Annotated in this window: 31 protein-coding genes; 25 read left to right on the top strand and 6 right to left on the bottom strand. The window is 67.6% G+C overall.

The features are described from left to right. Positions 1-6: 6 nt before the first annotated feature. The 5 genes from IB223_RS04120 to IB223_RS04100 are packed head-to-tail and all read left to right on the top strand — an operon-like array spanning position 7 to position 3404. On the top strand, positions 7-627 hold the full coding sequence (locus IB223_RS04120) for a DUF2238 domain-containing protein (protein ID WP_192200376.1): 621 nt from the start codon (positions 7-9) through the stop codon (positions 625-627). Next, on the top strand, positions 624-1277 hold the full coding sequence (gene purN, locus IB223_RS04115) for a phosphoribosylglycinamide formyltransferase (protein ID WP_192200375.1): 654 nt from the start codon (positions 624-626) through the stop codon (positions 1275-1277). The genes IB223_RS04120 and purN overlap by 4 nt, the downstream gene beginning before the upstream one ends. Positions 1278-1290: 13 nt before the next feature. Then, positions 1291-2007, top strand: a complete 717-nt coding sequence (locus tag IB223_RS04110) for a DUF3108 domain-containing protein (protein WP_192200374.1) — start codon at positions 1291-1293, stop codon at positions 2005-2007. Positions 2008-2012: 5 nt separating this feature from the next. Beyond that, positions 2013-2699, top strand: a complete 687-nt coding sequence (locus IB223_RS04105; protein WP_192201243.1) for a DUF3108 domain-containing protein — start codon at positions 2013-2015, stop codon at positions 2697-2699. Between the two features lie 30 nt (positions 2700-2729). Next, a complete protein-coding gene (locus IB223_RS04100) occupies positions 2730-3404 on the top strand; it encodes a DUF3108 domain-containing protein (protein ID WP_192200373.1) in 675 nt (224 codons plus the stop codon). Positions 3405-3448: 44 nt separating this feature from the next. Here the strand turns inward: IB223_RS04100 and IB223_RS04095 are convergent, their stop codons facing one another. From IB223_RS04095 to IB223_RS04085, 3 genes are all read right to left on the bottom strand, one after another. Next, positions 3449-3787: an EF-hand domain-containing protein gene (locus IB223_RS04095; protein ID WP_343227135.1), complete on the bottom strand. Its 339-nt coding sequence runs from the start codon at positions 3785-3787 to the stop codon at positions 3449-3451. Further along, complete coding sequence (murA, locus tag IB223_RS04090; RefSeq protein ID WP_192200372.1) at positions 3784-5055, bottom strand: UDP-N-acetylglucosamine 1-carboxyvinyltransferase; 1272 nt, start codon at positions 5053-5055, stop codon at positions 3784-3786. Before murA ends, IB223_RS04095 begins: the two co-directional genes overlap by 4 nt. A 64-nt stretch (positions 5056-5119) precedes the next feature. Continuing rightward, positions 5120-5359, bottom strand: coding sequence for a BolA family protein (locus IB223_RS04085; protein ID WP_192200371.1), 240 nt, complete (start codon positions 5357-5359; stop codon positions 5120-5122). 53 nt (positions 5360-5412) lie between these two features. Between IB223_RS04085 and IB223_RS04080 the strand changes: the two genes are divergently transcribed. From IB223_RS04080 to IB223_RS03995, 18 genes are all read left to right on the top strand, one after another. Continuing rightward, positions 5413-6417, top strand: a complete 1005-nt coding sequence (locus IB223_RS04080) for a KpsF/GutQ family sugar-phosphate isomerase (RefSeq protein ID WP_192200370.1) — start codon at positions 5413-5415, stop codon at positions 6415-6417. Between the two features lie 62 nt (positions 6418-6479). Then, positions 6480-7025: an HAD hydrolase family protein gene (locus IB223_RS04075; RefSeq protein WP_192200369.1), complete on the top strand. Its 546-nt coding sequence runs from the start codon at positions 6480-6482 to the stop codon at positions 7023-7025. Further along, positions 7022-7585 carry an LPS export ABC transporter periplasmic protein LptC gene (gene lptC / locus IB223_RS04070; protein WP_192200368.1) on the top strand — a complete coding sequence of 188 codons (564 nt, stop codon included), beginning with the start codon at positions 7022-7024 and terminating at the stop codon, positions 7583-7585. The genes IB223_RS04075 and lptC overlap by 4 nt, the downstream gene beginning before the upstream one ends. Further along, positions 7563-8072 (top strand): lipopolysaccharide transport periplasmic protein LptA, encoded by a 510-nt coding sequence (lptA, locus tag IB223_RS04065; RefSeq protein WP_192200367.1) that lies wholly within the window; start codon positions 7563-7565, stop codon positions 8070-8072. The genes lptC and lptA overlap by 23 nt, the downstream gene beginning before the upstream one ends. Next, positions 8072-8791: an LPS export ABC transporter ATP-binding protein gene (gene lptB / locus IB223_RS04060; protein WP_142123602.1), complete on the top strand. Its 720-nt coding sequence runs from the start codon at positions 8072-8074 to the stop codon at positions 8789-8791. The genes lptA and lptB overlap by 1 nt, the downstream gene beginning before the upstream one ends. Positions 8792-8836: 45 nt before the next feature. After that, the gene (locus IB223_RS04055) at positions 8837-10270 is read left to right on the top strand and encodes an RNA polymerase factor sigma-54 (RefSeq protein ID WP_192200366.1); all 1434 of its coding nucleotides are present in this window, start codon (positions 8837-8839) and stop codon (positions 10268-10270) included. Positions 10271-10531: 261 nt separating this feature from the next. After that, on the top strand, positions 10532-10852 hold the full coding sequence (gene raiA, locus IB223_RS04050; protein ID WP_142123600.1) for a ribosome-associated translation inhibitor RaiA: 321 nt from the start codon (positions 10532-10534) through the stop codon (positions 10850-10852). 235 nt (positions 10853-11087) lie between these two features. Next, a complete protein-coding gene (gene hprK, locus IB223_RS04045; RefSeq protein WP_142123599.1) occupies positions 11088-12038 on the top strand; it encodes an HPr(Ser) kinase/phosphatase in 951 nt (316 codons plus the stop codon). After that, positions 12035-12958, top strand: coding sequence for an RNase adapter RapZ (gene rapZ, locus IB223_RS04040; protein WP_192200365.1), 924 nt, complete (start codon positions 12035-12037; stop codon positions 12956-12958). Before hprK ends, rapZ begins: the two co-directional genes overlap by 4 nt. A gap of 276 nt (positions 12959-13234) precedes the next feature. Then, entirely contained in the window at positions 13235-13627 is a 393-nt protein-coding gene (locus IB223_RS04035) for a PTS fructose IIA subunit family protein (RefSeq protein ID WP_142123597.1), read from the top strand. Then, on the top strand, positions 13620-13889 hold the full coding sequence (locus IB223_RS04030; protein ID WP_192200364.1) for an HPr family phosphocarrier protein: 270 nt from the start codon (positions 13620-13622) through the stop codon (positions 13887-13889). The genes IB223_RS04035 and IB223_RS04030 overlap by 8 nt, the downstream gene beginning before the upstream one ends. After that, positions 13889-15610, top strand: coding sequence for a phosphoenolpyruvate--protein phosphotransferase (gene ptsP / locus IB223_RS04025; protein ID WP_192200363.1), 1722 nt, complete (start codon positions 13889-13891; stop codon positions 15608-15610). The genes IB223_RS04030 and ptsP overlap by 1 nt, the downstream gene beginning before the upstream one ends. Positions 15611-15838: 228 nt before the next feature. Then, a complete protein-coding gene (gene mgtE, locus IB223_RS04020) occupies positions 15839-17200 on the top strand; it encodes a magnesium transporter (RefSeq protein ID WP_192200362.1) in 1362 nt (453 codons plus the stop codon). A gap of 13 nt (positions 17201-17213) precedes the next feature. Beyond that, complete coding sequence (locus IB223_RS04015; RefSeq protein WP_192200361.1) at positions 17214-17828, top strand: DUF1294 domain-containing protein; 615 nt, start codon at positions 17214-17216, stop codon at positions 17826-17828. Between the two features lie 167 nt (positions 17829-17995). Further along, on the top strand, positions 17996-18847 hold the full coding sequence (locus IB223_RS04010) for a DNA ligase (RefSeq protein WP_192200360.1): 852 nt from the start codon (positions 17996-17998) through the stop codon (positions 18845-18847). Positions 18848-18923: 76 nt separating this feature from the next. Further along, a complete protein-coding gene (locus IB223_RS04005; RefSeq protein WP_225590805.1) occupies positions 18924-19727 on the top strand; it encodes a prolyl oligopeptidase family serine peptidase in 804 nt (267 codons plus the stop codon). A gap of 3 nt (positions 19728-19730) precedes the next feature. Next, the gene (locus IB223_RS04000) at positions 19731-20009 is read left to right on the top strand and encodes a hypothetical protein (RefSeq protein ID WP_192200359.1); all 279 of its coding nucleotides are present in this window, start codon (positions 19731-19733) and stop codon (positions 20007-20009) included. Positions 20010-20167: 158 nt separating this feature from the next. Beyond that, positions 20168-21718, top strand: coding sequence for a GGDEF domain-containing protein (locus IB223_RS03995; RefSeq protein ID WP_225590804.1), 1551 nt, complete (start codon positions 20168-20170; stop codon positions 21716-21718). Between the two features lie 81 nt (positions 21719-21799). Here the strand turns inward: IB223_RS03995 and IB223_RS03990 are convergent, their stop codons facing one another. The 3 genes from IB223_RS03990 to IB223_RS03980 form a co-directional block, all read right to left on the bottom strand. Beyond that, on the bottom strand, positions 21800-22744 hold the full coding sequence (locus IB223_RS03990; protein WP_192200357.1) for an aspartate carbamoyltransferase catalytic subunit: 945 nt from the start codon (positions 22742-22744) through the stop codon (positions 21800-21802). Positions 22745-22764: 20 nt separating this feature from the next. Continuing rightward, a complete protein-coding gene (ruvX, locus tag IB223_RS03985) occupies positions 22765-23214 on the bottom strand; it encodes a Holliday junction resolvase RuvX (RefSeq protein ID WP_142123588.1) in 450 nt (149 codons plus the stop codon). An 82-nt stretch (positions 23215-23296) separates the two neighbouring features. Then, positions 23297-23863, bottom strand: a complete 567-nt coding sequence (locus IB223_RS03980; RefSeq protein WP_192200356.1) for a YqgE/AlgH family protein — start codon at positions 23861-23863, stop codon at positions 23297-23299. Between the two features lie 87 nt (positions 23864-23950). Here IB223_RS03980 and IB223_RS03975 point away from each other — a divergent pair, with 87 nt between their 5' ends. After that, on the top strand, positions 23951-24496 hold the full coding sequence (locus IB223_RS03975; RefSeq protein WP_192200355.1) for a DNA-3-methyladenine glycosylase I: 546 nt from the start codon (positions 23951-23953) through the stop codon (positions 24494-24496). Positions 24497-24590: 94 nt separating this feature from the next. Continuing rightward, positions 24591-26105 carry an acetyl-CoA hydrolase/transferase family protein gene (locus IB223_RS03970; RefSeq protein WP_192200354.1) on the top strand — a complete coding sequence of 505 codons (1515 nt, stop codon included), beginning with the start codon at positions 24591-24593 and terminating at the stop codon, positions 26103-26105. Positions 26106-26107: the final 2 nt, after the last annotated feature.

The following is a 26107-nucleotide window of genomic DNA, read 5'->3' as shown; positions in this document are numbered from 1 at the left end:
CGCGGCATGCCGCGCAGCAAGGGGATTGTCTTCGGACTGACGCTGGCGGTGTTCGCCGCCAGCTGGATCGCGCCGCGGTGGCCGGTCGAACAGGCCATGCACAGCAGCCTGACCGTGCTCGGACTGGCCTGGCTGTGGTGGCATGACCGCCGCTGGCCGCTGCGGCCGGTGCATTTCGCCCTGATCTGCGTGTTCATCATCGCGCACTGCATCGGCGCCCGTTGGCTGTATTCGTACGTGCCGTATGACGCCTGGCTGCAATCCGCGACGGGATGGTCGCCGGCGGTGGCCTTCGGCTGGCAGCGCAACCACTTCGACCGCTTCATCCATCTGATGTACGGCATCTGCTTCACGCCCGCCGCATGGCACTGGCTGCGCCAGCGCTGGCCGACGTTGTCGGTCGGGCAGGCCTTCACGCTGGCGGTGATGCTGATCATGTGCACGAGCCTGGTGTACGAATGGCTGGAGTGGGGCATTGCGCTGACCATGTCGCCCGAGGCGGCCGAGTCCTACAACGGCCAGCAAGGTGATGGGTGGGACGCGCACGCCGACATGCTGCTGGCCACCGTGGGTGCCTTGCTGGCGTGGCCGCTGGCACGCGCCGAGCGTCGCGGAGCCGTGGCATGACCGCGCGCATCGCGGTGCTGGCGTCCGGTCGCGGCAGCAACCTGCAGGCCATCCTGCAGGCCATTGCCGACGGCACCCTCGATGCCGACGTGGTGGGCGTGTTCTCCGACAAGCCGACCGCCCCTGCCCTGCGTCTGGTCCCGGCAGCGCGGCGCTGGAGCGCGCGACCCGCGGCATTCCCGGATCGTGGCGCATACGAGGCCGCCCTGGCGGACGCCGTCGCCGCCACCGGTCCGGACTGGGTGGTCTGCGCAGGCTACATGCGCATCCTGGGCGATGCCTTCATCGCCCGCTTCCGCGGCCGGCTGCTGAACATCCATCCGTCGCTGCTGCCCAAATACCGCGGCTTGCACACGCACGCGCGCGCGCTTGAGGCCGGCGACACCGAGCATGGCGCGAGTGTCCACTTCGTCATTCCTGAACTGGATGCCGGCGCTGTGATCGCCCAGGCGCGGGTACCGGTCCTGCCCGGCGACACGCCGGAAGCACTGGCCGCACGCCTGCTCCCGCGCGAGCACGCCCTGTTGCTGGCCGTGCTGCGCCTGGCCGCCAGCGGCAGCTTGGCTGAACAGGGCGACATCACGTTCTGTCACGGTCAGCCGCTATTAAATGCGCTGTCCCTAGATTCAGCCGACCGTCTGCTCTCCTGACCTGCTTGCCCCGATGCTTTGCCCACTCCGCTCCCTGCTGCTCGGCCTGTCCCTGGCCGGCGCCACCGCGCCCGCGCTGGCGCTGGAGCCGTTCGTGGCCAGCTACCAGGCCTACAACGAGGGCAAGCTGGCCGGCAGCGCAAGCATGAAGGTCGCGCCCAGGACCGGCAGCCAGTGGCAGATCGATCTGGATGTGAAAGGTACGCGTGGTTTTGCGCGATTGGCCGGGTTGAACATCGAGCAGAGCACCGTATTCGATGCCAGCGACAACCAGTTTCGTCCGCTCAGCCAGGCCACGGCCCGCCGCGCCCTGCTGATGGGCAAGAGCATGGTCGGCACCTATGACTGGACCAACCGCACCGCCCAATGGCGGGGCGACATCAAGAAAGAACGCCGTGCACCGTTGTCGCTGCAGACAGGCGACATGAGCGCCCTGCTGATGAACCTGGCCGTGATCCGCGACGCCGCACCGGGGCGCGAGCTCAACTACCGCGTGGTGGACAACGGCCGCATCCGCGACTATCAGTACGTCGTGTCGTCCGAGCCCGAGATCGTGAGTGTCGAGGACCTGAGCTACAGTGCCCTGCGTGTCAGCCGGGCGAACGGCGGCAACGACGAAACCATTTTCTGGGTCGCCGACGGCGTGCCCACCCCCGTGCGCATCCTGCAGCGGGAGAACGGTCAGGACGGCGTCGATCTGCGCCTGGTCGAATACCAGGGAGTACCTTGAACATGATGAAGACCACGCTCCACTCTCCGCGCACGCTGCTGGCTGCCGCGATCCTCGCCAGCGCCAGCGCACCCGCGTTCGCCGTCGAGGCCTTCATCGCGCAGTACAACGCCAGCGCCCTGGGCATGGTCGGCGAAGGCCAGATGGCGGTCGCGCCGCAGCCCGGCAACCGCTGGCAGTACACGCTGACCGTGCGCAACCAGGCCGTGGACCTGAGCCAGAAGACCGTGTTCGACGTGCAGGATGGCCGCATGCGGCCGCTGAGCAGCAGCGACAGCTCTCGCCTGCTGATCAAGAAGAAGAACGTCAACACGGTGTATGACTGGTCCAAGGCGCAGGCCACCTGGAGTGGCGATGTGAAGCCCGACCGCGCCGGCCCGGTGAAGCTGGCCGCCGGCGACATGGACGCCCTGCTGGTCAACCTGGCCATCGTGCGTGACGTGGCGGCGGGCAAGCCATTGACCTATCGCATGGTGGAGAACGGCCGTGCGAAGCCGATGACCTACCAGGTTGCCGGCAAGGAGCGCATCACGATTGGCGGCAAGCCGCAGGACGCCACCAAGGTGGTTCGCACCGACGGCGACAAGCAGACCATCGTCTGGGTGGTGGCCGACGCGCCGGTGCCGGCGCGCATCCTGCAGCGTGAAAACGGACAGGACACCATCGACCTGACGCTCAAGTCCTGGCGCTGAGCCACACGCTTCCGCATTTCCGAGACCCCCATGACACGGATGTCCGTCCTCCTCTTCACGGCCGCGCTGGCCACGGTGGCCTTCCCCGCCCATGCGCTCAAGCCGTTTACGGCGCAATACGAGGCGTCCTTCAAGGGCATCTCGGCTGGCGGCGCGATGTCGCTCAGCCAGCAGGGCAACCGCTGGACCTACTCGATGGGCATCCGCAACACGATGGCGAACCTGAGCCAGGCTACGGTGTTCGAGGACGCGGCCGGCCGCTACCGGCCACTGGGTGGCAGCGATCGTGCCACGTACCTGATGAAGACCCGCTCGGTCATCACCGTCTACAACTGGAAAGGCATGCAGGCGCGCTGGACCGGCGACGTGAAACCGCAACGCGCGGGCCCCGTGGCCATGCAGCCGGGTGACATGGATGCATTGCTGGTCAATCTCGCGCTGGTGCGCGACGTCGGCTTCGGTCGCACGGTCATGACCTATCGCCTGCTGGAGAACGGCAAGGCCAAGCCGATGACCTACCGCGTGGCCGGACGCGAGAAGATCACCGTGGGTGGTCGCGCGTTGGACACGACCAAGGTGGTGCAGAGCGCGGGCGGCAAGCAGACCACCGCGTGGATCGCCACTGGCGTTCCCGCGCCGGTCCGCATCGTGCAGCGGGAAGGCGGCAGCGACGTGTTCCGCCTGCAACTTACATCCTGGCGTTGAATCCTCCAGGTACCCATGAAAAAGCCCGGCCAGGCCGGGCTTTTTCATTTGGCCGCTGCGTCCGCGGCCTGGAATACCGTCTTGCAGTCCATGCGGATCGTCCCACTGCCGTTGCGCCACGCGTAAGCGTTGCACTGCCGCTTTCCGTCCTGCGTCTGCTCGACCACCACCGAGAACACCGCTTGCGCGATTTCGCCCTGGGTCACGGTGCCGTCGCCATTCCAGTCCATGTCCCGGGTGGTGATGCCATGCGTGGCGGCCGAACCGGTGTAATGCAGCCACGCCACCAGCGCGAGCAGCCCCACCACGATGCCCAACAGGATCTTGCGGCGAAGGGGGAACCGCGAGCGGTTCCCAGACAGCTTGGGGTCGCGCCGGCTCACGATACGCGCCTGATCTGCGCGCCAAGGCCGCCAAGCTTCTCTTCGATGTTCTCGTAACCACGATCAAGGTGGTAGATGCGGTCGATGGTGGTTTCGCCCTCGGCCACCAGGCCCGCCAGGATCAGCGAAGCGGAAGCGCGCAGGTCGGTTGCCATCACGGGAGCCCCACCCAGCCTTTCGACGCCGCGCACGATGGCCGTATGTCCTTCGACGCGGATGTCCGCGCCCAGGCGCAGCAATTCGTTGACGTGCATGAAGCGGTTTTCGAAGATCGTCTCGTTGATCACGCCCACGCCGTCGGCCACGCAGTTCAACGCCATGAACTGCGCCTGCATGTCGGTCGGGAACGCCGGGTACGGTGCGGTGGTCAGACTGACGGCTTTCGGGCGCTTGCCCTGCATGTCCAGCGTAATGCTGTCGGCCGTGGTCTCGATCTTCGCACCGGCTTCGGTAAGCTTGTCCAGCACGGCTTCCAGCGTGTCGGGCCGTGCATTGCGAGCGGTGACCCTGCCGCCGGTCATTGCCGCCGCGACGAGGAAGGTGCCCGTTTCAATGCGGTCCGGCACCACCGAGTGGCGGCCGCCGCCCAGGCGCTCGACGCCATGGATGACGATGCGCGACGTGCCGGCGCCTTCGATCTTCGCGCCCAGCGCATTGAGGCATTCGGCCAGGTCGGTGACTTCCGGCTCCATCGCCGCGTTTTCCAGCACCGTGGTGCCTTCGGCCAGCGTCGCCGCCGCCATCACATTCTCGGTGCCGGTCACGGTGACCATGTCGAACACGAAGCGTGCGCCCTTCAATCGTGCGGCGCGCGCCTTGATGTAGCCGTTCTCGACGGTGATCTCCGCGCCCAGCGCCTGCAGGCCCTTGATGTGCTGATCGACCGGACGCGAACCGATCGCACAGCCACCCGGCAGCGATACCACCGCGGCGCCATGTCGCGCGACCAGCGGGCCGAGCACGAGGATCGACGCGCGCATGGTTTTCACCAGTTCATAGGGCGCGACGAAGCGGCTGACGGTGGTGGGATCGACGGTGATGCCGCGGCCCTTGGCCAGCGTGCCCTCGTCGATGGTGATGCCCGCGCCCAGCTCGCCCAGCAGCTTCACGGTGGTCACCACGTCGTGCAGATGCGGCACGTTGGTGATCTCCACCGGCGCATCCGCCAGCAGCGTCGCACACAGGATGGGGAGCACGGCGTTCTTGGCGCCCGAGATGGTGACTTCGCCGTTGAGCGTGTTGCCACCGGTGACGATGATCTTCTGCATGGAAATCCGGAAGGGAGAATTCGGGTGGAGGACGGAATCGACGCGGATCGCTGGCCGCCACGCTTCAGCGGGCGGCGCCAGCCTCGTCGGGAGTCACGGTCTTGAGCTGCAACGCATGGATCGCGCCGCCCATCAGGTCGCCCAGCGTGGCGTAGACCATGCGGTGGCGGGCCAGGGGCAGCTTGCCGCGGAACGCATCGGACACGACGGTCGCCTCGAAATGGACGCCATCGTCGCCCTGGACATCGGCGCGTGCGCCCGGCAGGCCGGTTTCGATCAGTTTACGGATGGTTTCGGCGTCCAACGGGCTTTCCTAATAAAATACCCGGCCATTCTACCCGCCGGCGCCCCGTCCGCATGTCCCAGCCGTCCCCCCTGACACCCCCCGTCTCGCCTGCCAGCCTGGCGGCCAGCGGCCGTCGGGTCATCGAGATCGAGGCGCGTGCACTGGATGCCCTGGCCGCCCGTATCGACGGCACGTTCTCGGCGGCCTGCCAGGCGATCCTCGCCGGCCAGGGCCGCGTGGTGTGCACCGGCATGGGCAAGTCCGGGCACGTGGCGCGCAAGATCGCGGCGACGCTGGCCTCCACCGGGACGCCGGCGTTCTACGTGCACCCGGGCGAAGCCGGGCATGGCGACCTGGGCATGATCACCGATGCCGACATCGTGCTGGCGCTGTCGTACTCGGGCGAGTCGGACGAGGTGCTGATGTTGCTGCCGGTGCTGAAGCGCCAGGGCAACCTCGTCATCGGCATGACCGGTCGGCCGCAGTCCACGCTGGCGCGCGAGAGCGACCTCCACCTGGACGTCAGCGTTCCCGCAGAAGCCTGCCCGCTGGACCTCGCTCCGACCAGCAGCACCACCGCCTCGCTGGCGATGGGCGATGCGCTGGCCGTGGCCTTGCTGGACGCGCGTGGCTTCACCGCCGACGACTTTGCCCGTTCGCACCCGGCCGGGAGCCTCGGCCGCCGTCTGCTGCTGCACATCACCGACGTGATGCACGCAGGCGATGACGTGCCGCGCGTAAGCGCGGATGCCACCCTCAGCGAGGCGCTGATGGAAATGAGCCGCAAGCGTCTCGGCATGACGGCGGTGGTCGATGCCGACGGCCGACTGGCCGGACTGTTCACCGACGGCGATCTGCGCCGCATGCTCGACGATCCGGCAATGGATGTACGTACCGCCAGGATCGCCGACGTGATGACACGCCACCCGAGGACCATCGGTGCGGACCAACTCGCGGTGGAAGCCGCGCGCCTGATGGAAACCCACAAGATCAGCGGCCTGATCGTGGTGGACGATGAACAGCGCCCGCTTGGCGCCCTGAACATTCACGACCTGTTGCGTGCCCGCGTGGTGTAAACCGCAGGGTCGTCCTTGCCCCAACCCTTGCGTTGCCCCCATCCCCACCCGATCCTGTCCCCATGCCCCTTCGCCATCTCCATGACCTGACCGATGACGTGCTGGCCCGCGCCGCGCGCATTCGCCTGGCGTGTTTCGACGTGGACGGGACGTTGACCGATGGCCGCCTGTACCTGGACGGCGAAGGTCGCGAACAGAAGGCTTTCCATGTGCAGGACGGCCAGGGGCTGGTGCTGCTGAAGCGCGCCGGCATCGAGGTGGCCTTCATCACGGCCCGCGGTGGCACGGTCGCCGTCGCCCGCGGCCGCGAACTGGGCGTGCAGGTCTTCACCGGCATCAAGGACAAACTGGCCAAGGTGCGCGAGTTGTGCCATTCGGCAGGGATCGGCCTGGAGCAGGTCGCCTTCATGGGGGACGACCTTCCCGACGTGCCGCCGTTCTCCGCCGTAGGTCTCGCCATCGCGCCTGCGGACGCGCACCCGTGGACGGCCCGGCACGCGCACTGGCGCACCCGCCGGGCGGGAGGCCAGGGTGCGGCGCGCGAGGCCTGCGATCTGCTGCTGGGCGTGCAGGGCCATGCACCCACCTTCGAAGGGGGCACCGCATGAGCTGGCGCACTACGCTGGGCCTGGTCCTGCTGCTGGCGGCCATCGTGAGTGGCTGGTCGGCCTGGAAGAACCGCGACATTCCTGCAGCCAACCGCGTGGTGGTCGATCGATCGGACTACGTGATGCGCGACTTCGAAATGATCGCACTGAACGGAGAGGGGCAAGAGGCCGTGGCGGTGCGTGCCCCCGAGATGGCGCGCAATCCGCACGACCAGACCTTCACCATCACCACCCCGCTGTTCCTGCTGCCGGAAGAAGAAGGCCGGTCGTGGGAGTTACGCTCGAAGACGGGCTGGCTCAGCGCGAAGGGCGAGGAATTGCGCCTGAAGGGCGATGTGCATGGCACGTCACCGAAGGGCGGCACCCGCCAGGCGGAATTCCGCACGGACACGTTGAACGTGTTCCCCGACCGGGACGTGGCGCAGACCGATGACGTGGTGACGGTTACCCAGCCCGGCTCTAGACTGAGCGGGCGCGGTTTTGAGACCAACCTCAAGACCAAGGACTACACATTCAAATCCGAGGTGAGATCCATCTATGAACCGCGCTCTGCTCGCTAGTGCCGCACTGTTGCTCCTGCTGCCCGTCGCAGGTGCCATGGCCAAGTCCACGGACCGCAACCAGGCCATGACGATCGATTCCGGCAGCCAGTCCGGCAACATGGAAGGCAATGGCAAGACCTTGCTGGGCGGTGGCGTGGTCGTCACCCAGGGGTCGCTGGAAATCCGCTCCACTGCCGCCGAGATCCACATGGCCGACGGCGAGATCTCGCGTTCCATCTTCACCGGCAAGCAGGTGAAGATGAAGCAGCAGATGGACGACGGCAGCTGGATGGATGCCCAGGCCGACCGCGTCGAATACGACATGAAGTCGGAGACCATCACCTTCATCGGCAACTACACCGTGAAATCCGACCGCGGCTCCAACAGCGGGCAGCGCATGGTCTACAACACCAAGTCGGGCAACATGGAAAGCGGCGGCGACGGCACCCGCGTGCGCACCGTGATCCAGCCCAAGGCGGCGGCACCCGCGCAGGGCAAGAACTGATGCTCACCGCGAAGGGACTGCGCAAGCGCTACAAGCAGCGCGAGGTCGTCGCCGATTTCGGGCTGACCCTGCAGCCGGGCGAAGTGGTGGGCCTGCTGGGCCCGAACGGCGCCGGCAAGACCACCTGCTTCTACATGATCGTCGGCCTGGTGGCCGCGGACGCAGGCACCATCGAACTGGACGGCAAGGACATCACCGCGCAGCCGATGTACCAGCGCGCCAAGCTGGGCGTGGGCTACCTGCCGCAGGAACCTTCGGTCTTCCGCAAGCTCAGCGTGGCCGACAACATCCGCCTGGTACTGGAACTGCGCGAGGATCTGGACAGCGCGGGCATCGAACGCGAACTGGCCTCGCTGCTGGACGAACTGCAGATCACCCATGTCTCCGACCAGCTGGGCGCCAGCCTGTCCGGTGGTGAGCGCCGGCGCGTGGAAATCGCCCGCGCGCTGGCTGCACGACCGCGCCTGATGCTCCTGGACGAACCGTTCGCCGGCGTGGACCCCATCTCGGTCGGCGAGATCCAGCGCATCGTGAAGCACCTCAAGGATCGCGGCATCGGCGTCCTCATCACCGACCACAACGTGCGCGAAACCTTGGGAATCTGCGACCGGGCGTATATCCTCAATGCCGGTAGCGTTCTGGCGCAGGGGGCCCCGGACGCACTGCTGGCCAATCCGGACGTACGCCGGGTCTATCTGGGCGAAACCTTCCGCCTGTGATCCCGTCGGCGGCTCTTGGCCGCCTTTCGGGTTCCAGGGTCGGACATGAAGCCACGCCTGCAGACATCGCTGGGACAACATCTGGTCATGACGCCACAGCTGCGTCAGGCCATCCGGCTGTTGCAGATGTCCACCGCCGAACTCGAGATCGAGTTGACCGAGGCGGTGGAGACCAATCCCCTGCTCGACTGGACCGAGGCCGACGAAGAGCCCGTACCCACGCACGGCGCGGAAGATGACCGTCCGCCGGAAGAAAGCCCCAGGGAAGCCGAGCGCGATGCGCCCGACGATCGCGACGACTGGTCGCCGGACGAGGGGCCATGGACGTCCTCGAGCGGCGGCTCGTTCGACGACGAAGACGGCGGCAGCCCGGCCGAGCGCGTGGCCGAAGCCGATACGCTGCACGGGCACCTGCTGTGGCAACTCCACCTGTCCCACCTCTCCCCGCGCGACCGCCGCATCGGCGCCACGCTGATCGATGCGCTGGAAGAAGACGGTTACCTGCGCGAGCCACTGTCCGGCATCGTGCAGGCGCTGCGTCCGGATATCGAGGCGGACGAAGAGGACGTCCTCGTCGTCCTGCACCAGGTGCAACGTTTCGACCCGGTGGGCGTGGCGGCGCGGACGCTCGGGGAATGCCTGCACCTGCAATTGGCGGTACTCAGCGACGACACGCCGGGCAAGGCGCTGGCCCTGCAGATCGCCGACACCGCCCTGGAGCGCCTGCCGCGCAGCGGCGTGGCCGGCATCGCCCAGGAGTTGAAACGGCCCGTCGCCGAGGTGGACGAGGCCGTGCATCTGCTGCGCACGCTCGATCCCAAGCCCGGGGCGCAGATCGGCGACCTCTCGCACGACACCTATGTGGTGCCCGACTGCGTGGTCTGGCGCCAGCGGGGCGTGTGGCGTGCCGCGCTCGCAGGCAGCACGCTGCCGCGGATCGCGATCCATCGCGGCTACGAACAGATGATCCGGCAATGCGGCGACAGCGATGCCGGTTACCTCAAGGCGCAACTGCAGGAGGCCCGCTGGCTGCTGAAAAGCGTCGAAGCGCGCGGCGAGACCCTGCTCAAGGTCATGCGCTGCCTGCTGCACCAGCAAGCCGGCTTCCTGGAATTCGGCGAGCAGGCGCTGCGCCCGCTGACGCTGCGCGACGTGGCCGAAGAAGTGGGCCTGCACGAATCCACCGTGTCGCGCGCCATCGCCCGCAAGTATGTCCGTACGCCGCGCGGCACCCTTCCCATGCGCGCCTTCTTCGCCTCCGGCATCGACACCGAGGGCGGCGGTGAAGCATCCAGCACCGCCATCCAGGCGATGATCCGCCGGCTGGTCGATGCCGAGAACCCCCGCAAGCCGCTGTCCGACGCGAAGCTCGCTGATCTTCTCAAGGCGTCCGGCATTCCGGTGGCACGACGCACCGTGGCCAAGTACCGCGAAGCACTGAACATCCTCTCTTCGCACGAACGCGTGCGCATCGCCTGAATCCTGCTAGGCGTGCATCGGTTCCGTGACCGCGTTCCGGGGCGGCGCAACGCATTTTTCACACCAGCTCACACTGCGCGAAAAAGAACGCGCCAGAGGTTGATAGTTGCCGCCGACGGGTCCATCTTTGAACCTGGAAGCACCGCTTCCCATCGCAACTGACAGAGGAGGATTGCCGGAACCCAGACCCTGTCCGCGTTGTCATTCCATGACACGCCATCCGCGCCCCGCGCGCGGTTCTACCGACCCGAAGGAGGCAACATGCGTATCGAGACTTACGGCCATGAAATCGAAGTCACTCCCGCCCTGCGCGAATACGTCGAAACCAAACTGAAGCGGCTCGAACGCCACTTCGAGCAACCCTTCGAGGTCCGTACGCAGCTGGGAACCCGCAAGCCCGATTACCTGGCCGAGGCCACGATCATCGTGGCGGGTCGCACCCTGCACGCCGACGCCGGCGCGCAGACCATGTACGCCGCCATCGACATCCTGGCCGACAAGCTCGACCGCCTGCTGGTCAAGCACAAGGAAAAGCGCAACGATGTCCATCGCACCGCTGCGCGCGGAGAGCTGATCGGCTGACGCCGGCCGCACGTGACACCACGCAAGGTCGCTCCGCCCTGCGGAGCGGCCTTCAGTGATCCCGGCGCGTACCACACGCACGCAGCGCGCCGCCAAGCGCCCACGCGGTCGCGAACCCGCGGATGGGCCATTACACTGGCAGACGCCGCTCCCGGCATGCGAACGCGACGACGATGTCGATGCGCGTCTTGCTGCCCCGGGCCCGGCACCCCCTCCTGCCGGCCGCCTCCGCATGATGAATACCAGCATCACCGCCCGTGAACTGTTCGATCAGCAGAAGGACAAGCTGGCCCTGCGCTGGCTGGCTGGCCAGAAGGGCGAGAAGCGGATACTCGAATCCGGCGACACCGTGTCGCGGCGCCCCTCACTCGCCGGTTATCTCAACGCGGTGTATCCCAACAAGGTGCAGATCCTGGGCACCGAGGAGCTGACCTGGCTGGATTCGCTGGATTCCCGCCAACGCTGGGAGACCATCGAGAAGATCGTGCAGGCCAAGCCGCTGGCGCTGGTGATCAGTAAAAACCAGTCCTGCCCCGAGGACCTGCGAGAGGCGGCGAACGAGAATGACACGCCGCTGTGGCTCTCCCCCAAGCGCGGACATGAGCTGCTCAATCATCTTTCCTACCACCTGGCACGCACGCTGGCGCCGCGAGTCACGCTGCATGGCGTGTTCATGGAAATCTATTCCATTGGCGTGCTGATCACCGGCGAAGCCGGGTCCGGCAAGAGCGAACTCGCCCTGGAACTGCTGAGCCGCGGCCACCGCCTGGTCGCCGACGACGCCCCCGAGTTCACCCAGATCGCGCCGGACGTGCTGGATGGCACCTGTCCCGAGCTGCTGCAGGACCTGCTGGAAGTGCGTGGCCTGGGGGTGCTCAACGTCCGCGAGATGTTCGGCGACACGGCGGTGAAGAAGAACAAGTACCTGCGCCTGATCGTGCACCTGACCCGGCCGATGACCGAGCCCAACCCGCACGGCTACGAGCGCCTGACCGGCGACTCCGGCACCCGCCACGTGCTGGACCTGGACGTGCCGCTGATCACCCTGCCCGTCATGCCCGGCCGCAACCTGGCTGTGCTGACCGAGGCCGCTACCCGCCTGCACATCCTGCGCACCAAGGGCATCGACCCTGCCGCGATGTTCATCGCGCGCCACAGCAACCTGCTGGAGCGCAGCACGCCATGACGCAGGCCGGTGACAACCCCGTGGACGCACACGAAGAGAACGGCACCACGCCTCCACTTCCACCGACCGTGGTGATCGTCAGCGGCCTGTCCGGCTCGGGCAAGTCGGTGGCGCTGAAGACCTTCGAGGACCTCGACTACTACTGCATCGACAATCTGCCGGTGGACCTGTTGCCATCCTTCGTCCGCAGCCTGATGCGCGAGGACGAACTGCCACCCAGGATCGCCATCGGCATCGATGTGCGCAGCCGCCAGAGCGACCTGTCCAAACTCGCCCAGTGGCGCGCCGCACTGGCCCAGTTGGGGCTGGAAGGCAGGCTGATCTTCTTCGATGCCGATGACGAGGTGCTCCTTCGCCGTTACTCGGACACCCGCCGCCGCCACCCGCTGGGCCACGGTGGACTGTCCCTGCAGGAAGCCATCCACCAGGAACGGGCGATCATCCAGCCCCTGCGGGACGAGGCCGATGTCGTCATCGACACCAGCCAGCTCAACGTCCACCAGCTGCGCCGCCGGATCATCGCCGAGTTCGCCTTCAACAAGGGCACGCAGCTCTCGCTGCTGTTCGAGTCCTTCGCCTACAAGCGGGGCGTGCCCGCCGATGCCGACTTCGTGTTCGACGCACGGGTGCTGCCCAATCCGCACTGGAACCCCGAACTGCGCCCGTACGCCGGCCGGGATCCCAAGGTGCGGGCATTCCTCGACGCCCAACCGGAGGTCGCCGAGTACGTCGGCCAGGTCAGCGGTTTCCTGGATACCTGGCTGCCCCGCCTGCGCGGCGAGACCCGCAGCTACGTGACCATCGCCTTCGGTTGCACCGGCGGCAAGCACCGTTCGGTCTACCTGGCCGAAACCATGGCGCGGCATGCGCGCGAGCAGGGCTGGGAAGAAGTCGCCACCTTCCACCGCGAACTGGATTGACCCAGTTGCAGGATTGCTTGGTGTAGGAGGGGCTTCAGCCCCGATGCTTTTCGGTCGGCATTCAGGGGGCTTTGGTTTCCGGTCGGGGCTGTAGCCCCTCCTGCTGAGCAATTGTCCGCAGTCGCGAACCGGACGGCACCGAACGCGAGCCGGCATCCGGCACCGGACAGCAAGGCGGCGCGGCCCGTCCCGTGTACGGATGGCATGCGACCCGTTCCCTCACCATTCCAGCCGCACCGCTTCCAGCCCGTCATGCCCGTCTGTTAACGTTCCTGCATGGCCTGTGGCATTCTTCTTGTAACTCATCCTGGCGTGGGCGCGGCGATCCTGGCGGTCGCCACCGCGCTGCTGCGGCAACTTCCCTTGAAGGCGGAGGCCTTCGAGGTGGCGTTCGACGCCGACCTGGACGCGCTGCTTCCGCAGGCATCCGCGGCGCTGCGGCGCGTGGACAGCGGCGATGGCGTGCTGGTGCTCACCGATCTGTACGGTGCCAGCCCCAGCAACCTGGCCGGCAAGCTCGCGCGCCTGGGCACGCCCGTGCGCCGCGTCTCGGCGCTCAGCCTGCCCATGTTGTTGCGCGTGATGAATTATTCGGAACAGGGACTGGACGAACTGCCGGCCACCGCTGCGGCCGGCGCACGCAATGGAGTCATTCACGACGATGCTTGAACGCGAACTCACAATATCCAACCGCCTCGGGCTGCACGCGCGCGCCACTGCGAAGCTGGTGCAGACGCTGGCCGGCTTCCGCTGCAACGCCACGTTGGCCGCCAAGGGACGCGAGGTGAATGCCAAGAGCATCATGGGCGTCATGCTGCTGGCTGCCGGCCAGGGCACGCCGGTCACCGTCCGCATCGAGGGCGAGGACGAGGCCGCCGCCATGCACGAAGTCGTGTCGCTGTTCGAACGACGATTCGACGAGGACGCCTGATGCGGGCGCTGCTGCCGGGCCACGGGGCATCGCGCGGCAGCGCGCTGGGACGCGCCCGGGTCCGGCTGCCGCATGTGCTGGATGTGGCCGAGCAGCACATCCGCCAGGACCAGCTCGACGACGAACTGGTCCGCCTGCATGACGCCGTCGACGCCACCCGCCGCGAGATGCACAGCCTGCGCACGCGTCTGCACGGCGCGCTGGCGAAGGAGGTCGGCGAATTCCTCGACCTGCATGCCCTGCTCCTGGACGACCCCGAACTGCTGCATGGCCTGGACGAACTGATCCGCACCGGCCGGTATTCGGCCGACTACGCGCTGCGCCTGCAACGCGACCGGCTGGCCGCCGTGTTCGATGGCATGGACGATGCCTACCTCAAGAGCCGCATGGACGACCTCGACCATGTGATCGGCCGCATCCACGCGCACCTGCACCAACGCGCCGATGACACGCCGGGCGCGGCAGGCGAGATCCTGGTCAGCAACAACGTGGCCCCTTCGGAACTGGCGGAACTGCAGACACAAGGGGTGGTGGGGGTGGTCACCGCCGCCGGCAGCACGCTGTCGCACAGCGCGATCCTGGCCCGCAGCCTGCACCTGCCGCTGGTCGTCGGCAATGCGCTGGCCCTGCAGAAGATCAACGACGGCGACGTACTGCTGGTGGACGGCAGCACGGGCGAGGTTGTGGTCAATCCCGACCCCGAAGACCTGCGCCGCTATCGTGAACGCCTGCGTGATGCGGCGCGTGAAGCGCGCGAACTGGGCCGGCTGCGCTCCAAGCCCAGCCGCACCCGCGACGGGGTCGACATCGCGCTGTGGGCCAATGCCGAATCGCTGGAGGACGTGGCGAATGCCCATGCCCTGGGTGCGTCCGGCGTGGGCCTGTACCGCACCGAATTCCTGTTCCTGCAGCGACGCGAGCTGCCGGGCGAAGACGAGCAGTTCCAGGTCTACCGCGATCTCGTGCTCGGCATGAGCGGACGCCCGGTGACCATCCGCACGCTCGACCTGGGGGCGGACAAGGCCGATCGCACCGGACTCGTCGTCAGCGACGAGGACAATCCCGCGCTCGGTCTGCGCGGCGTGCGTCTCTCGCTGGCGCACACCGGCGTCTTCGACACCCAGCTCCGCGCCATCCTGCGTGCCTCCGCCTACGGCCCGGTCCGCATCCTGGTGCCCATGGTCAGCAGCCGCGAGGAAATCCTCGAGGTACGCCGTCGCCTGCGGCGCGCGGCGCTGCAGCTGCGCAAGCAAGGGCTCGAGATCGCCGAACAGGTCGACGTGGGCGCGATGATCGAAGTGCCGGCCGCGGCGATCGCGTTGCACGCGTTCGTCGACGTGGTCGACTTCGTCTCCATCGGCACCAACGACCTTGTGCAGTACCTGCTGGCCGCCGACCGCAACAACGAAGCACTGGGCGAACTCTATTCGCCGCTTCACCCGGGTGTGGTGCGCCTGCTCCGCCACGTGATCAGCGTGGGCGCGGAGCACAAGGTTCCCGTGGCGATGTGCGGCGAGATCGCTGGCGACGCCACGCTAGCGCCCATGCTGCTGGCACTCGGCCTGCGGGAGTTCAGCCTGCATCCGGCCACGCTGCTGGAACTGCGCAAGGCCATCCGCGATGTCGACCTGGGTGCGTTGCAGGCGCGTGCGGCCAAACTGCTGCAGGCACGCGACCGCGCCGGCATCGAGCGCTGGCTGAAGGCAGCGGGCGAAGCCTGACCCTTGAAGGCGGTTGTGGGAGCGACGCCAGTCGCGATGGGCCACCATGCGAGCGTCATCGCGACTGACGTCGCTCCCACATCCCACACCCGCGACCTCGACCTCGACCTCGACCTCGACCTCAGTGCAGGGTGTCCATAAGTCGCAGCCCGGGCGATAATGGCGCAATGAACGCCTGATGCCCCGGTCGCATCCGCCTGACGGATCGGCCCCATTCCGGAGTACCGAATGGTCGAGACCATCCGCCACGACAAGACCGCACGCCAGTTGCGCCTGCTCTCCGACGCGCTCGACAGCGGTCGGCTGGGGCCCGTGCGCCGGCTGGTCAACACATTGTCGCCTGCGGAGATCGGCAACCTGCTGGAATCGCTGCCGCCCGGCAAGCGCGAAGTCGTCTGGGGCCTGGTCGATCCGGAGGACGACGGCGAGGTGCTGGTGCACGTCGGCGACGAAGTGCGCGAAAGCCTGCTGGCGGACATGGACACCGACGAAATCGTCGCCGCGGTCGAGGACCTCGACATCGACGATCTCGCGGACCTGGTCGAAGACCTGCCCGACACCGTCATCGACGAAGTCCTCAAGTCGATGGACCGCGAGAACCGCGAGCGCCTGGAACAGGTGCTGTCGTACGCGGAGGACACCGCCGGCCGCCTGATGAACCCGGACGTGGTCACCGTGCGCGCCGACGTCAACGTCGACGTGGTGCTGCGTTACCTGCGCCTGCGCGGCGAACTGCCCGACCACACCGATCACCTGTACGTGGTCAGCCGCCGCCACCAGTACCTGGGCCGCGTGCCGCTGGCCGCGCTGGTCACGCACGAGGACACCACCCCCATCAACCGGCTGATCGACGACGAGCAGCCGGCCATCGACGTGGGCGAGAGCGCGCAGGAAGTCGCGCGCCAGTTCTCCGACCATGACTGGGTGTCGGCACCGGTCGTGGACGACAACAACATCCTGCTTGGCCGCATCACCATCGACGACGTGGTCGACATCATCCGCGAGCAGGCCGAGCATCAGGCGCTGGGCGCCGCCGGCCTGGACGAGGACGAGGACCTGTTCTCGCCGGTCAAGCGCGCCGTGCGCGGCCGCGTGGTGTGGCTCGGCATCAACCTGTTCACTGCGTTCATGGCGGCGAGCGTGATCGGCCAGTTCGAGGCGACACTGGAGAAGATCGTCGCGCTGGCCGTTCTGATGCCGATTGTCGCGGGCATCGGTGGCAACGCCGCCGTACAGGTGCTGACGCTGATGGTACGCGGCCTGGCGCTGGGCCAGGTGGGTTCCAGCAATGCGCGGATCCTGTTGTGGAAGGAAATCCGAGTCGCCCTCATCAACGGGCTGCTGATCGGCAGCATCGTCGGTGTGATCGCCTTCGTGTGGTTCCGCAGTCCGCTGCTGTCGCTGGTCATCGCATTGGCACTGATCATCAATTTCTGCGCCGCCGCCACTGCGGGTGTGCTACTGCCGCTGTTGCTGAAGCGCATGAACATCGACCCGGCCGTCGCCGGCACGGTGGTGGTCACCGCCGTGACCGACGTGATGGGCTTCTTCTGCTTCCTGGGCCTGGCCACGCTGATTCTGCTGCACTGAGACCCCGCCCCCGATGGAACGGCTCGGCAAAGTCAGCGAATGGAACGACGACCGGGGCTTCGGCTTCATCGCGCCCCTCGATGGCGAACCGGCACGCGTGTTCTTCCACGTACGCGACTACCGGCTCGACGGCCGCCGTCCCGAGATCGGCGAACTCGTGAAGTTCACCGCGCAGCGACAACCCGATGGCAAGTGGCGCGCCCAAACGATCCGTCGGACGGTATCCGCCACGCGACCTGCAAAACCCCCGGCACCCGCACGCACGGCCTCGCCGCGACCCGAGCCGTGGCTAACCGGCGCAGTCGCCACCGCGGCCTATGCCTTGCTGGTGGCCTGGGCCATCGGCAACGACCGCCTTCCGTTCGAGGCAGTGTTCATACCGCTGGCGATGTCCGCCATCACCTTCGTCGCATACGCCCTCGACAAGCACGCGGCGCAGACCGGCCGCTGGCGCACACCCGAATCGACCCTGCATCTGCTGGAACTCGCCGGTGGCTGGCCGGGCGCGTGGATCGCGCAGCAGATGCTGCGACACAAGTCGCGCAAGCCGGGCTATCGCGTCGCCTTCTGGACGATGGTGGCCCTGCACGGCGGCGCGCTGGTCGCGTGGTGTTGGATGAGGCCGTGATCGCGAAGCGATGTACCGCCTCCGTCTACACAGCCTGGTCAGACTGAGTCTGTCGTCCTGGGCGCCCCCTGCGCGTGGGGCTTTCCTACACGCCGCCGCGATGTGCACCGATGCCCACCTTCGTGCGGGCAGGTGACACTGTCGCTCTCCGTCCTGTTGGCCGCACCATGCGCCTGATCCTTACCGCCTTGCTGTGTTTGCTGATCTGGCCGGTCCTGTCGGCACCACCCCCCGACCCGATGCTGGCGACGCCATACCGCGATGGCGTGCCGGTCGCCGCCTTCCTCGTCAGCGAGAAGCTGGACGGCGTGCGTGCGCGCTGGGACGGACGGGCACTGTGGACGCGTGGCGGCGCGCGGATTGCGGCACCGGCCACGTTCACTCGCGGCTGGTCTGCCGAACCCATGGACGGCGAGCTGTGGATCGCACGCGGCCGCTTTGACGACATCAGCGCCCTCGTCCGCCGCGTGGGAACCGATGCGCAGGCATGGCGCGATGTGCGCTTCATGGTCTTCGACCTACCCACCCATCCTGGGCCGTTCGCGGAACGCGTCGTTCGCATGCGCAGTGTGGTGTCGACGGCACGCAACGCGCATCTGGTGATGATCCCGCAGCAACGCGTCGACACCCGGGCCGAACTGGACGCGGAACTGGCCCGCGTGGTCGCCGCCGGCGGCGAGGGTCTGATGCTGCACCGACGCGACGCGCGCTATCGCGCCGGACGCAGTGAAGACCTGCTCAAGTACAAACCCCATGAGGACGCCGAGGCGCAAGTCGTCGCGCATCTGCCGGGCAAAGGCAAATACGCCGGGATGATGGGCGCGCTGCAGGTGCGCACGCCCGACGGGCGCCACTTCCGCATCGGCACCGGCTTCACCGATGCCCAGCGGGCCAAGCCACCGCCGGTGGGCGCGTGGCTGACCTATCGCTACAACGGCCTGACATCGACCGGACTGCCGCGCTTCGCCCGCTTCATGCGGATGCGCGACGACATGCCACCAGCCGATCCGAAACGGTGACGTAGTCCGGTCGATCGGACGCCCCGTTTCCCCATCGGGTTATGCTGCCGCCCGGTCCCCTTCGATTGTGACTGCCATGCGCTCTCTTGCCACCGCCTGCCTGGGCTTGCTGCTGATCCTCATGACGTCCTGTACCACGACACCCCCCATGAACCCGACCGGCGAATTCGTCTCGCGCGAGGTCGCACTCGAAGGAAAGACCTACCGCTACCAGGTGTTCGTACCTGCGGCGCGCTTCCGCCGCAGCAAGCCGCCCGTGGTGCTGTTCCTCAACGGCTCCGGCGAGCGCGGCAGCGATGGCGTGAAGCAGACGATGGCGGGGCTGGGCCCTTACCTGCGCCAGCATGCCGACACGTTCCCGGGCGTGGTGGTCTTCCCGCAGGCGCCGGATGACACGGAGTGGACCGAGGCAGCCGGCCCCCTTGCGTTCGCGACGCTGGACGCGGCCGTGCGCGAGTTCAATGGCGATCCTGATCGCGTGTACCTGACGGGCATGTCGATGGGGGGCTACGGTACGTGGGAACTGGCATTGCAGCAGCCGGCCCGGTTCGCCGCCCTGATCCCGATCTGCGGAGGAATCACCGTCGACTGGACCGATGCGCGGCCGGGCCTGCGCGCGCACAGCGTTGCCAACGCGGCAGACCCGTTCGCCGCCGCCGCACAGCGCCTGAAAGACATCCCTGTGTGGATTTTCCACGGCGGCAAGGACGACGTGGTGCCCCCGTCGCAATCGCGCCGCATGGACGCCGCGCTGAAGGCCGCCGGCGCACGCGACGCGCGCTACACCGAATTCCCGGACGCCAACCACAACAGCTGGGACGCCACCTACGCGTACACCCCGATGTGGGAATGGCTGTTTGAACAACGCCGCGGACGTTGAGCCGTGGCCGAGCTCGTTCCCGACTACTTCACCGCGGGTTGGCGTGAGCGTGAACTGCCGTGTCCGTGCGGCTGGCAAGGCGACAGCCGTGCGATGGCCATGGAGTTGCACGATGCGGTCACCGACTACGCCTGCGCGCAATGCGGCAACCTGCTGCTGATCGTCTCGCATCCCAGCCTGGAGCAGGTCCGCACCGCCGCCGAGGCCGGCCATGCCGAGGCCGTCGCCCAGTTGGCCATCATCGAAGAAGCCCTCACCCGCTTTCCCCCGGACGCCGGCTGACCGGCGCGCCTGCGCGCGCAGGTCACGGCTCCCGCCTCCACGTGCCCGTTCTGGTCGACCCGCCCTCAATCAACGCCCTCCGCGGCCGATAACCCGGCATCCCCTGATGCCTGACGGGTGCCTGCCCGTGGCCGTGCGAGTGACCTGCGATGACTGACATGGCCGACGACAACTCCGGTTTTCCTGGCGGCCTGCGCCGGCTCTGGTCGCGGCGGCGGGACGCGGCGCCGTCGTCGTCGCGGGAACTGGCCACGGCGACCAGCGCCGGGCCCCGCACCAGCATCAGCGCGGAACAATTGCAGGCCCTGTTCGCACATGCCGAAGAGCCGGCCGCCCTGTTGTCGGCCTTCGCCGACGGCGTCGCCGGCCTGCCGGGGGAACTGCATGGCATGGGTGAGCGCCTGCAGTCCGCGCACGCCGATGCCGACTGGCCCCGCTACGGCCGCGCACTGCGGCAACTGGTCGACAAGTACATCCGCACCATCCAGGACGAGCCGCTGGCCGGCGAAGCCGAGCAACTGCGCGACCTGCTGCAGCACCTGCTCGTCGCCGGCATGGAGCACCTGCTGCGCGACGACGCGTTGCTGCTGCCGCAAGCGCACGCGCTGGCCGACCGCGTCCGCCAGTGGCAACCCGCCCAGCCGCTGGATGGGCTGGGCAGTGACCTGCGGGAACTTTGCCGGCAGGTCGGCCTGCGCACGCACGAGGTCAACGACGCACAGGAATTGATGCGCAGCCTGTTCGACCTGCTGCTGGAGAACGTCGGCGAACTGATCGAAGACGGCAGTTGGCTGCAGGACCAGATCGGTGCGGTGCGCCAGTTGCTGTCCGGCCCGCTGGACCGCACCGCACTGGAGCAGACCCGCGCCGGGCTGCGCGAAGTGATCTACAAGCAGGGCCTGCTGAAGCAGGGGCTGGCCGAGTCCAAGGCGTCGATGAAGGAGATGATGGTGACCTTCGTCGAGCGGCTGGACGGCATGGCGTGCAGCACCGGCGAATACCACGACCGCATCAGTTTCCACGCGCAGGCCATCCGCGACAGCCGCAGCATCGCCGAACTGGGCAAGCGGATGGAGGACATCCTGGCGGACACCGCACAGGTGCAGGCACAGGCACTGCGCGCGCGCGACAGCCTGCTGGAGGCGCGGCGCGACGTGGAGGATGCCGAGCGTCGCGCGGCGGAACTCGAACAGGAACTGCAATCGGTCTCGGCGCTGGTGCGCGTGGACCAGCTGACCGAAGCACTGAACCGGCGCGGCTTCGACGAACTGTTCAAACGCGAATCCGTGCGCGCGCTGCGCAGCGGGCAGACGCTGAGCCTGGCACTGCTGGACCTGGACGATTTCCGCCACATCAATGCCGCGCACGGCCACCTGGGTGGCGATGCCGCCTTGTGCCACGTGGTCACCCTGGCGCGCGCCACCCTGCGTGCCAGCGATGCCGTCGCACGTTTCGGTGGCGAAGAGTTCGTGCTGCTGCTGCCCGACACCAGCTTCCTGGAAGCGATGGGCACGCTGGAGCGCCTGCGTGCCCGCCTCGCGCACAAGCCGCTGATCTACGAGGGCCGCGGCATCATGCCGACATTCAGTGCCGGCGTGGCGCGCTGGGTGCCGGGCGAATCGCAGGACGAACTGCTCGCACGCGCGGACCGCGCCATGTACCAGGCCAAGCAGGCGGGCAAGAACCAGGTGGTCGCGGCACCGGAGTAAGCCGCCCTGCGTAGGAGGCGCTTCAGGGCCGACCGGAACCCGTCGGCCCTGAAGGGCCTCCTGCGGGCGAGGGTGCCGCCCTCACCCCAGCAACATCTCCAGCACCGCCATGCGGATGGCGACACCGTTGCTGACCTGGCGCAGCACCAGCGACTGCGGGCCGTCGGCGACCTCGTCGGTGATTTCCACGCCGCGGTTGATCGGGCCCGGATGCAGCACCACGGCATCCTTCGCGGCACGCGCCAGGCGCGCGGTGGTCAGCCCGTACTCGCGGTGGTAATCCTCCAGCGATGCGACAAGACCTTCTTCCATGCGCTCGCGTTGCAGGCGCAGCATCATCACCACGTCCACGCCTTCGAGCATGGCGTCGAAATCCTGCCCCGTCCGGCACCCCGCCAGGGTGCCATCGTCGGGCAGCAGCGATTGCGGTCCGCAGACGCGGATCTCGCCCGCGCCGAGCGTATGCAGTGCATGCAGGTCGGAACGCGCCACGCGCGAATGCTTCACGTCGCCGACCATCAGCACCTTCAGGCGCGAGAAATCGGCACCCTTGGCCTGGCGGATCGTCAGCACGTCCAGCAACCCCTGGGTAGGGTGCGCGCTGCGGCCGTCGCCAGCGTTGATCAACGCAGTGCCCTCGCCCGCCTCGGCGGCCAGCGCCGCGACCGCGCCGTCGTCGGCGTGGCGGACGATGAATCCGCGCACGCCCATTGCCTCTAGGTTGCGCAAGGTATCGCGCGCGGTCTCGCCCTTGCGCGTGGACGAGGTGGAGGCATCGAAGTTCAGTACGTCCGCACCCAGCCGCTGCGCGGCGATGTGGAATGAACTGCGCGTGCGCGTGGACGGTTCGAAGAACAGCGTGCAGACCGTCGTGCCATCCAGGACCTTTCGCCGCGGCGTGCGACCGAGCGCAGCATCGCGGATCTGGCCGGCACGGTCGATCAGGCGGCAGAGGGTCTCGCGGGGCAGGCCCTCGAGGGTCAGCAGGTGACGCAGGCATCCATCCGGATCAAGTTGGGAAGTCATGAAGTTTCGTCAGGGAAGAATCAGGTCAACTGGGTCGCATCCTGGGGAGCGGCCAGCCAGCGTTCGATGATCACGGCCGCCGCGACGGCATCCAGCGCCACCGCGTCGCGGCGGCGCTTGCGGCCCTCGGCACGGTCCAGTGCAAAGCGTTGCGAGGCCTCGACGGAGCTGGTGCGCTCGTCCACCAGCACCACCGGCAGGTTGTAGCGCGCGCGCAGCTCGCGGGCGAAGGCGTGCGCGCGCTTGCGGATGGGCTGGTCGCCGCCGTCCAGCGTCATCGGGTCGCCGACCACCAGGCCGTCGGGCTTCCACTCCGCATGCAGCTTGTCGATCGCCGGCCAGTCCGGCCCGTGGCCATGCACGTCGATCACCGCCAGCGCACGCGCGCCGGTGCCGAACGCGCTGCCGACCGCCACGCCGATGCGGCGGGCGCCCACGTCGAATCCCAGTACGGTGCCATCCAGCTTCATGCGATCTGCCTCCGTTCGATCACGCGTGCGCCATCCTGCACCGGCGGTTGTGGAGACGACGTCTGCGGGCGCAGGCAGAGGCTCATGCGTGGCCGCTGTAGTCCGTCAGGCGCGTCATGTCCACGCCGATCCGCTGGCCTGCCGCCTGCCAACGCCGCTCCAGCGGCAGCGCGAACAGCAGTTCGGCATCGGCGGGCGCCGTCAGCCAGCTGTTCTCGCCCAGTTCGTATTCCAGCTGGCCTGCTCCCCAGCCCGCACAGCCCAGCGCCATGACGGCGTTTGCCGGACCCTCGCCCACCGCCATCGCTTCCAGGATGTCGCGCGAGGTGGTCAGGTACAGGCCGTCCGCGACTTCCAGCGTGGACTCCCACGCGCGCGCATCGTCATGCAGCACGAAGCCGCGCTCCGGATGCACCGGCCCGCCCGCCAGCACCACCTGGTCGTCCAGGCGCGGATTGTGGGAAGCGAGGTTCATCTGCCGCAGCACTTCGCCCAGCGTGTACTCCGACGGGCGATTGACGACCACGCCCATGGCGCCTTCGTCGTCGTGCTGGCAGATCAGCGTGACGCTGCGCGCGAAATTGGGATCGGCCAGCGCCGGCAAGGCGATCAGCAGCTGGTTGGCCAGGGGCGTGGCGGCATCGTGCATGGGCGTCATTCTAGCCCGGACCCGCGCGGGCGGTTCCTGTCCGCAACACGGCCTAGAATCGGGAATCCCCTTCCTGGCCGATCTTCCATGTCCGGTTACTGCGATATTGCCCCCGGCCACCCGCTGCACGGGCCCTACCACGACAGCGAGTACGGGTTCCCGCAGCGCGAGGAAGCGGTCCTGTTCGAGCGCCTGCTGCTGGAAATCAACCAGGCCGGCCTCAGTTGGGAAACCATGCTGCGCAAGCGCGAGGGTTTCCGCGCTGCCTACAGCGGCTTCAGCGTCGACCAGGTCGCCAAGTACGGCGAACGCGACCGCGCGCGGCTGATGGCCGACGCCGGCATCATCCGCAACCGCCTGAAAATCGAAGCGGCCATCCACAACGCCCAGGTCATCCAGGGCCTGCGCCGCAGCCACGGCGGGTTCGCCGAATGGCTGGATGCCCACCACCCGCTGGGCAAGGCCGAGTGGATCAAGCTGTTCAAGAAGACCTTCCGCTTCACCGGCGGCGAGATCACCAATGAATTCCTGATGAGCCTGGGTTACCTGCCCGGCGCGCACCGCGAGGATTGTCCGGCCTATCGGCGTGCCGCGAAGCAGCGGCCGCCGTGGATGGCCGCCGCCGGGCATTGATTCCGCGCAACACGTGCGTTCCACGAAGGTCGTATCCTGCGACGCACTGCCTCACGGCGATAATCAGCGTTTCGCTCCTTCGATGCCTAATCCGATGCAGGAAGACCGTATCCGCCACGCCGGCCTGCGCGACCGCGTGGTCAGTGCCGAACAAGCGGCCGCCCTGATAAAGCCCGGCGAGACGGTCGCCATGAGCGGCTTCACCGGCTCCGGCTACCCCAAGGCGGTGCCGCTCGCACTTGCAGCGCAGATCGAACAGGCCCATGCGGACGGACTGCCGTTCCAGATCAAGCTGATGACGGGCGCCTCGACCGCGCCCGAACTCGACGGGGCCCTCGCCAAGGCCGACGCTATCGCCCTGCGCATGCCGTTCCAGAGCGACCCGGACGCACGCAAGCGGATCAACGACGGCACGCTGGACTACATCGACATCCACCTGAGCCATGTCGCCCAGCATGTGTGGTTCGGCTTCTACGGTCCCATCGACACGGCGGTGATCGAGGTCTCGGCGATCCGCGAGGACGGCACGCTGGTGCCGTCGACCTCGGTGGGCAACAACAAGACCTGGCTGGACCTGGCCAAGAAGGTGATCATCGAGGTCAACGACTGGCAGCCTGCCGATGTCGACGGCATGCACGACATCTACTACGGCACGGCCCTGCCGCCGCACCGCAAGCCGATCCCGCTGGAACACGTGCAGGACCGCATCGGCGATACCGCCCTGCGCTGCGACCCGGACAGGATCGTTGCCGTCGTGCGTACGCACGGACCCGACCGCAACAGTCCGTTCACACCCATCGACGCCACCAGCGAGCGCATCGCCGGACACCTGATCGACTTCCTCAAGCACGAGGTCGCGCTCGGCCGCCTGCCGCCGAACCTGCTGCCGCTGCAGTCCGGCGTGGGCAACATTCCCAATGCCGTGCTGGCGGGACTGGCGAAGAGCGGCTTCCGCGGCCTGACCGCATTCACCGAGGTGATCCAGGACGGCATGCTCGACCTGTTGCGCGAAGGCGTGCTGGACGTCGCGTCATGCACCGGCTTCGCGCTGAGCCCGGAAGCCAACGAAGCGTTCAAGCGCGACATCGCGTTCTACCGCGAGCGCATCATCATGCGCACGCAGGAGATGTCCAACCATCCCGAGCTGGTACGGCGGCTGGGCTGCATCGGCATGAACGGCATGATCGAAGCCGACCTGTACGGCAACGTCAACTCCACCCACGTGATGGGCAGCCGCATCCAGAACGGCATCGGCGGCTCGGGCGACTTCGCCCGCAACGGCTTCATGTCGGTGTTCCTCAGCCCGAGCACCGCCAAGGGCGGCAGCATCTCCGCGCTGGTGCCGATGGTCAGCCACGTGGACCACACCGAGCACGACGTTTCGGTGATCGTCACCGAACAGGGCCTCGCCGACCTGCGCGGCCTTACGCCCAAGCAACGCGCCCGCCTGCTGATCGCCAACTGCGCACACCCCGACTACCGCGACGCGCTGCAGGACTACTTCGACCGCGCCCTGCACCACAGCTACGGCAAGCACACCCCGCACCTGCTGCCGGAAGCGCTGTCGTGGCACCAGCGGTGGTTGGATACGGGCAGCATGAAGGGCTGAAG

The organism is Pseudoxanthomonas sp. PXM03 (genome assembly GCF_014852005.1).
Lineage (GTDB): Bacteria > Pseudomonadota > Gammaproteobacteria > Xanthomonadales > Xanthomonadaceae > Pseudoxanthomonas_A.
This window is presented reverse-complemented; position numbering and strand designations above follow the sequence as displayed.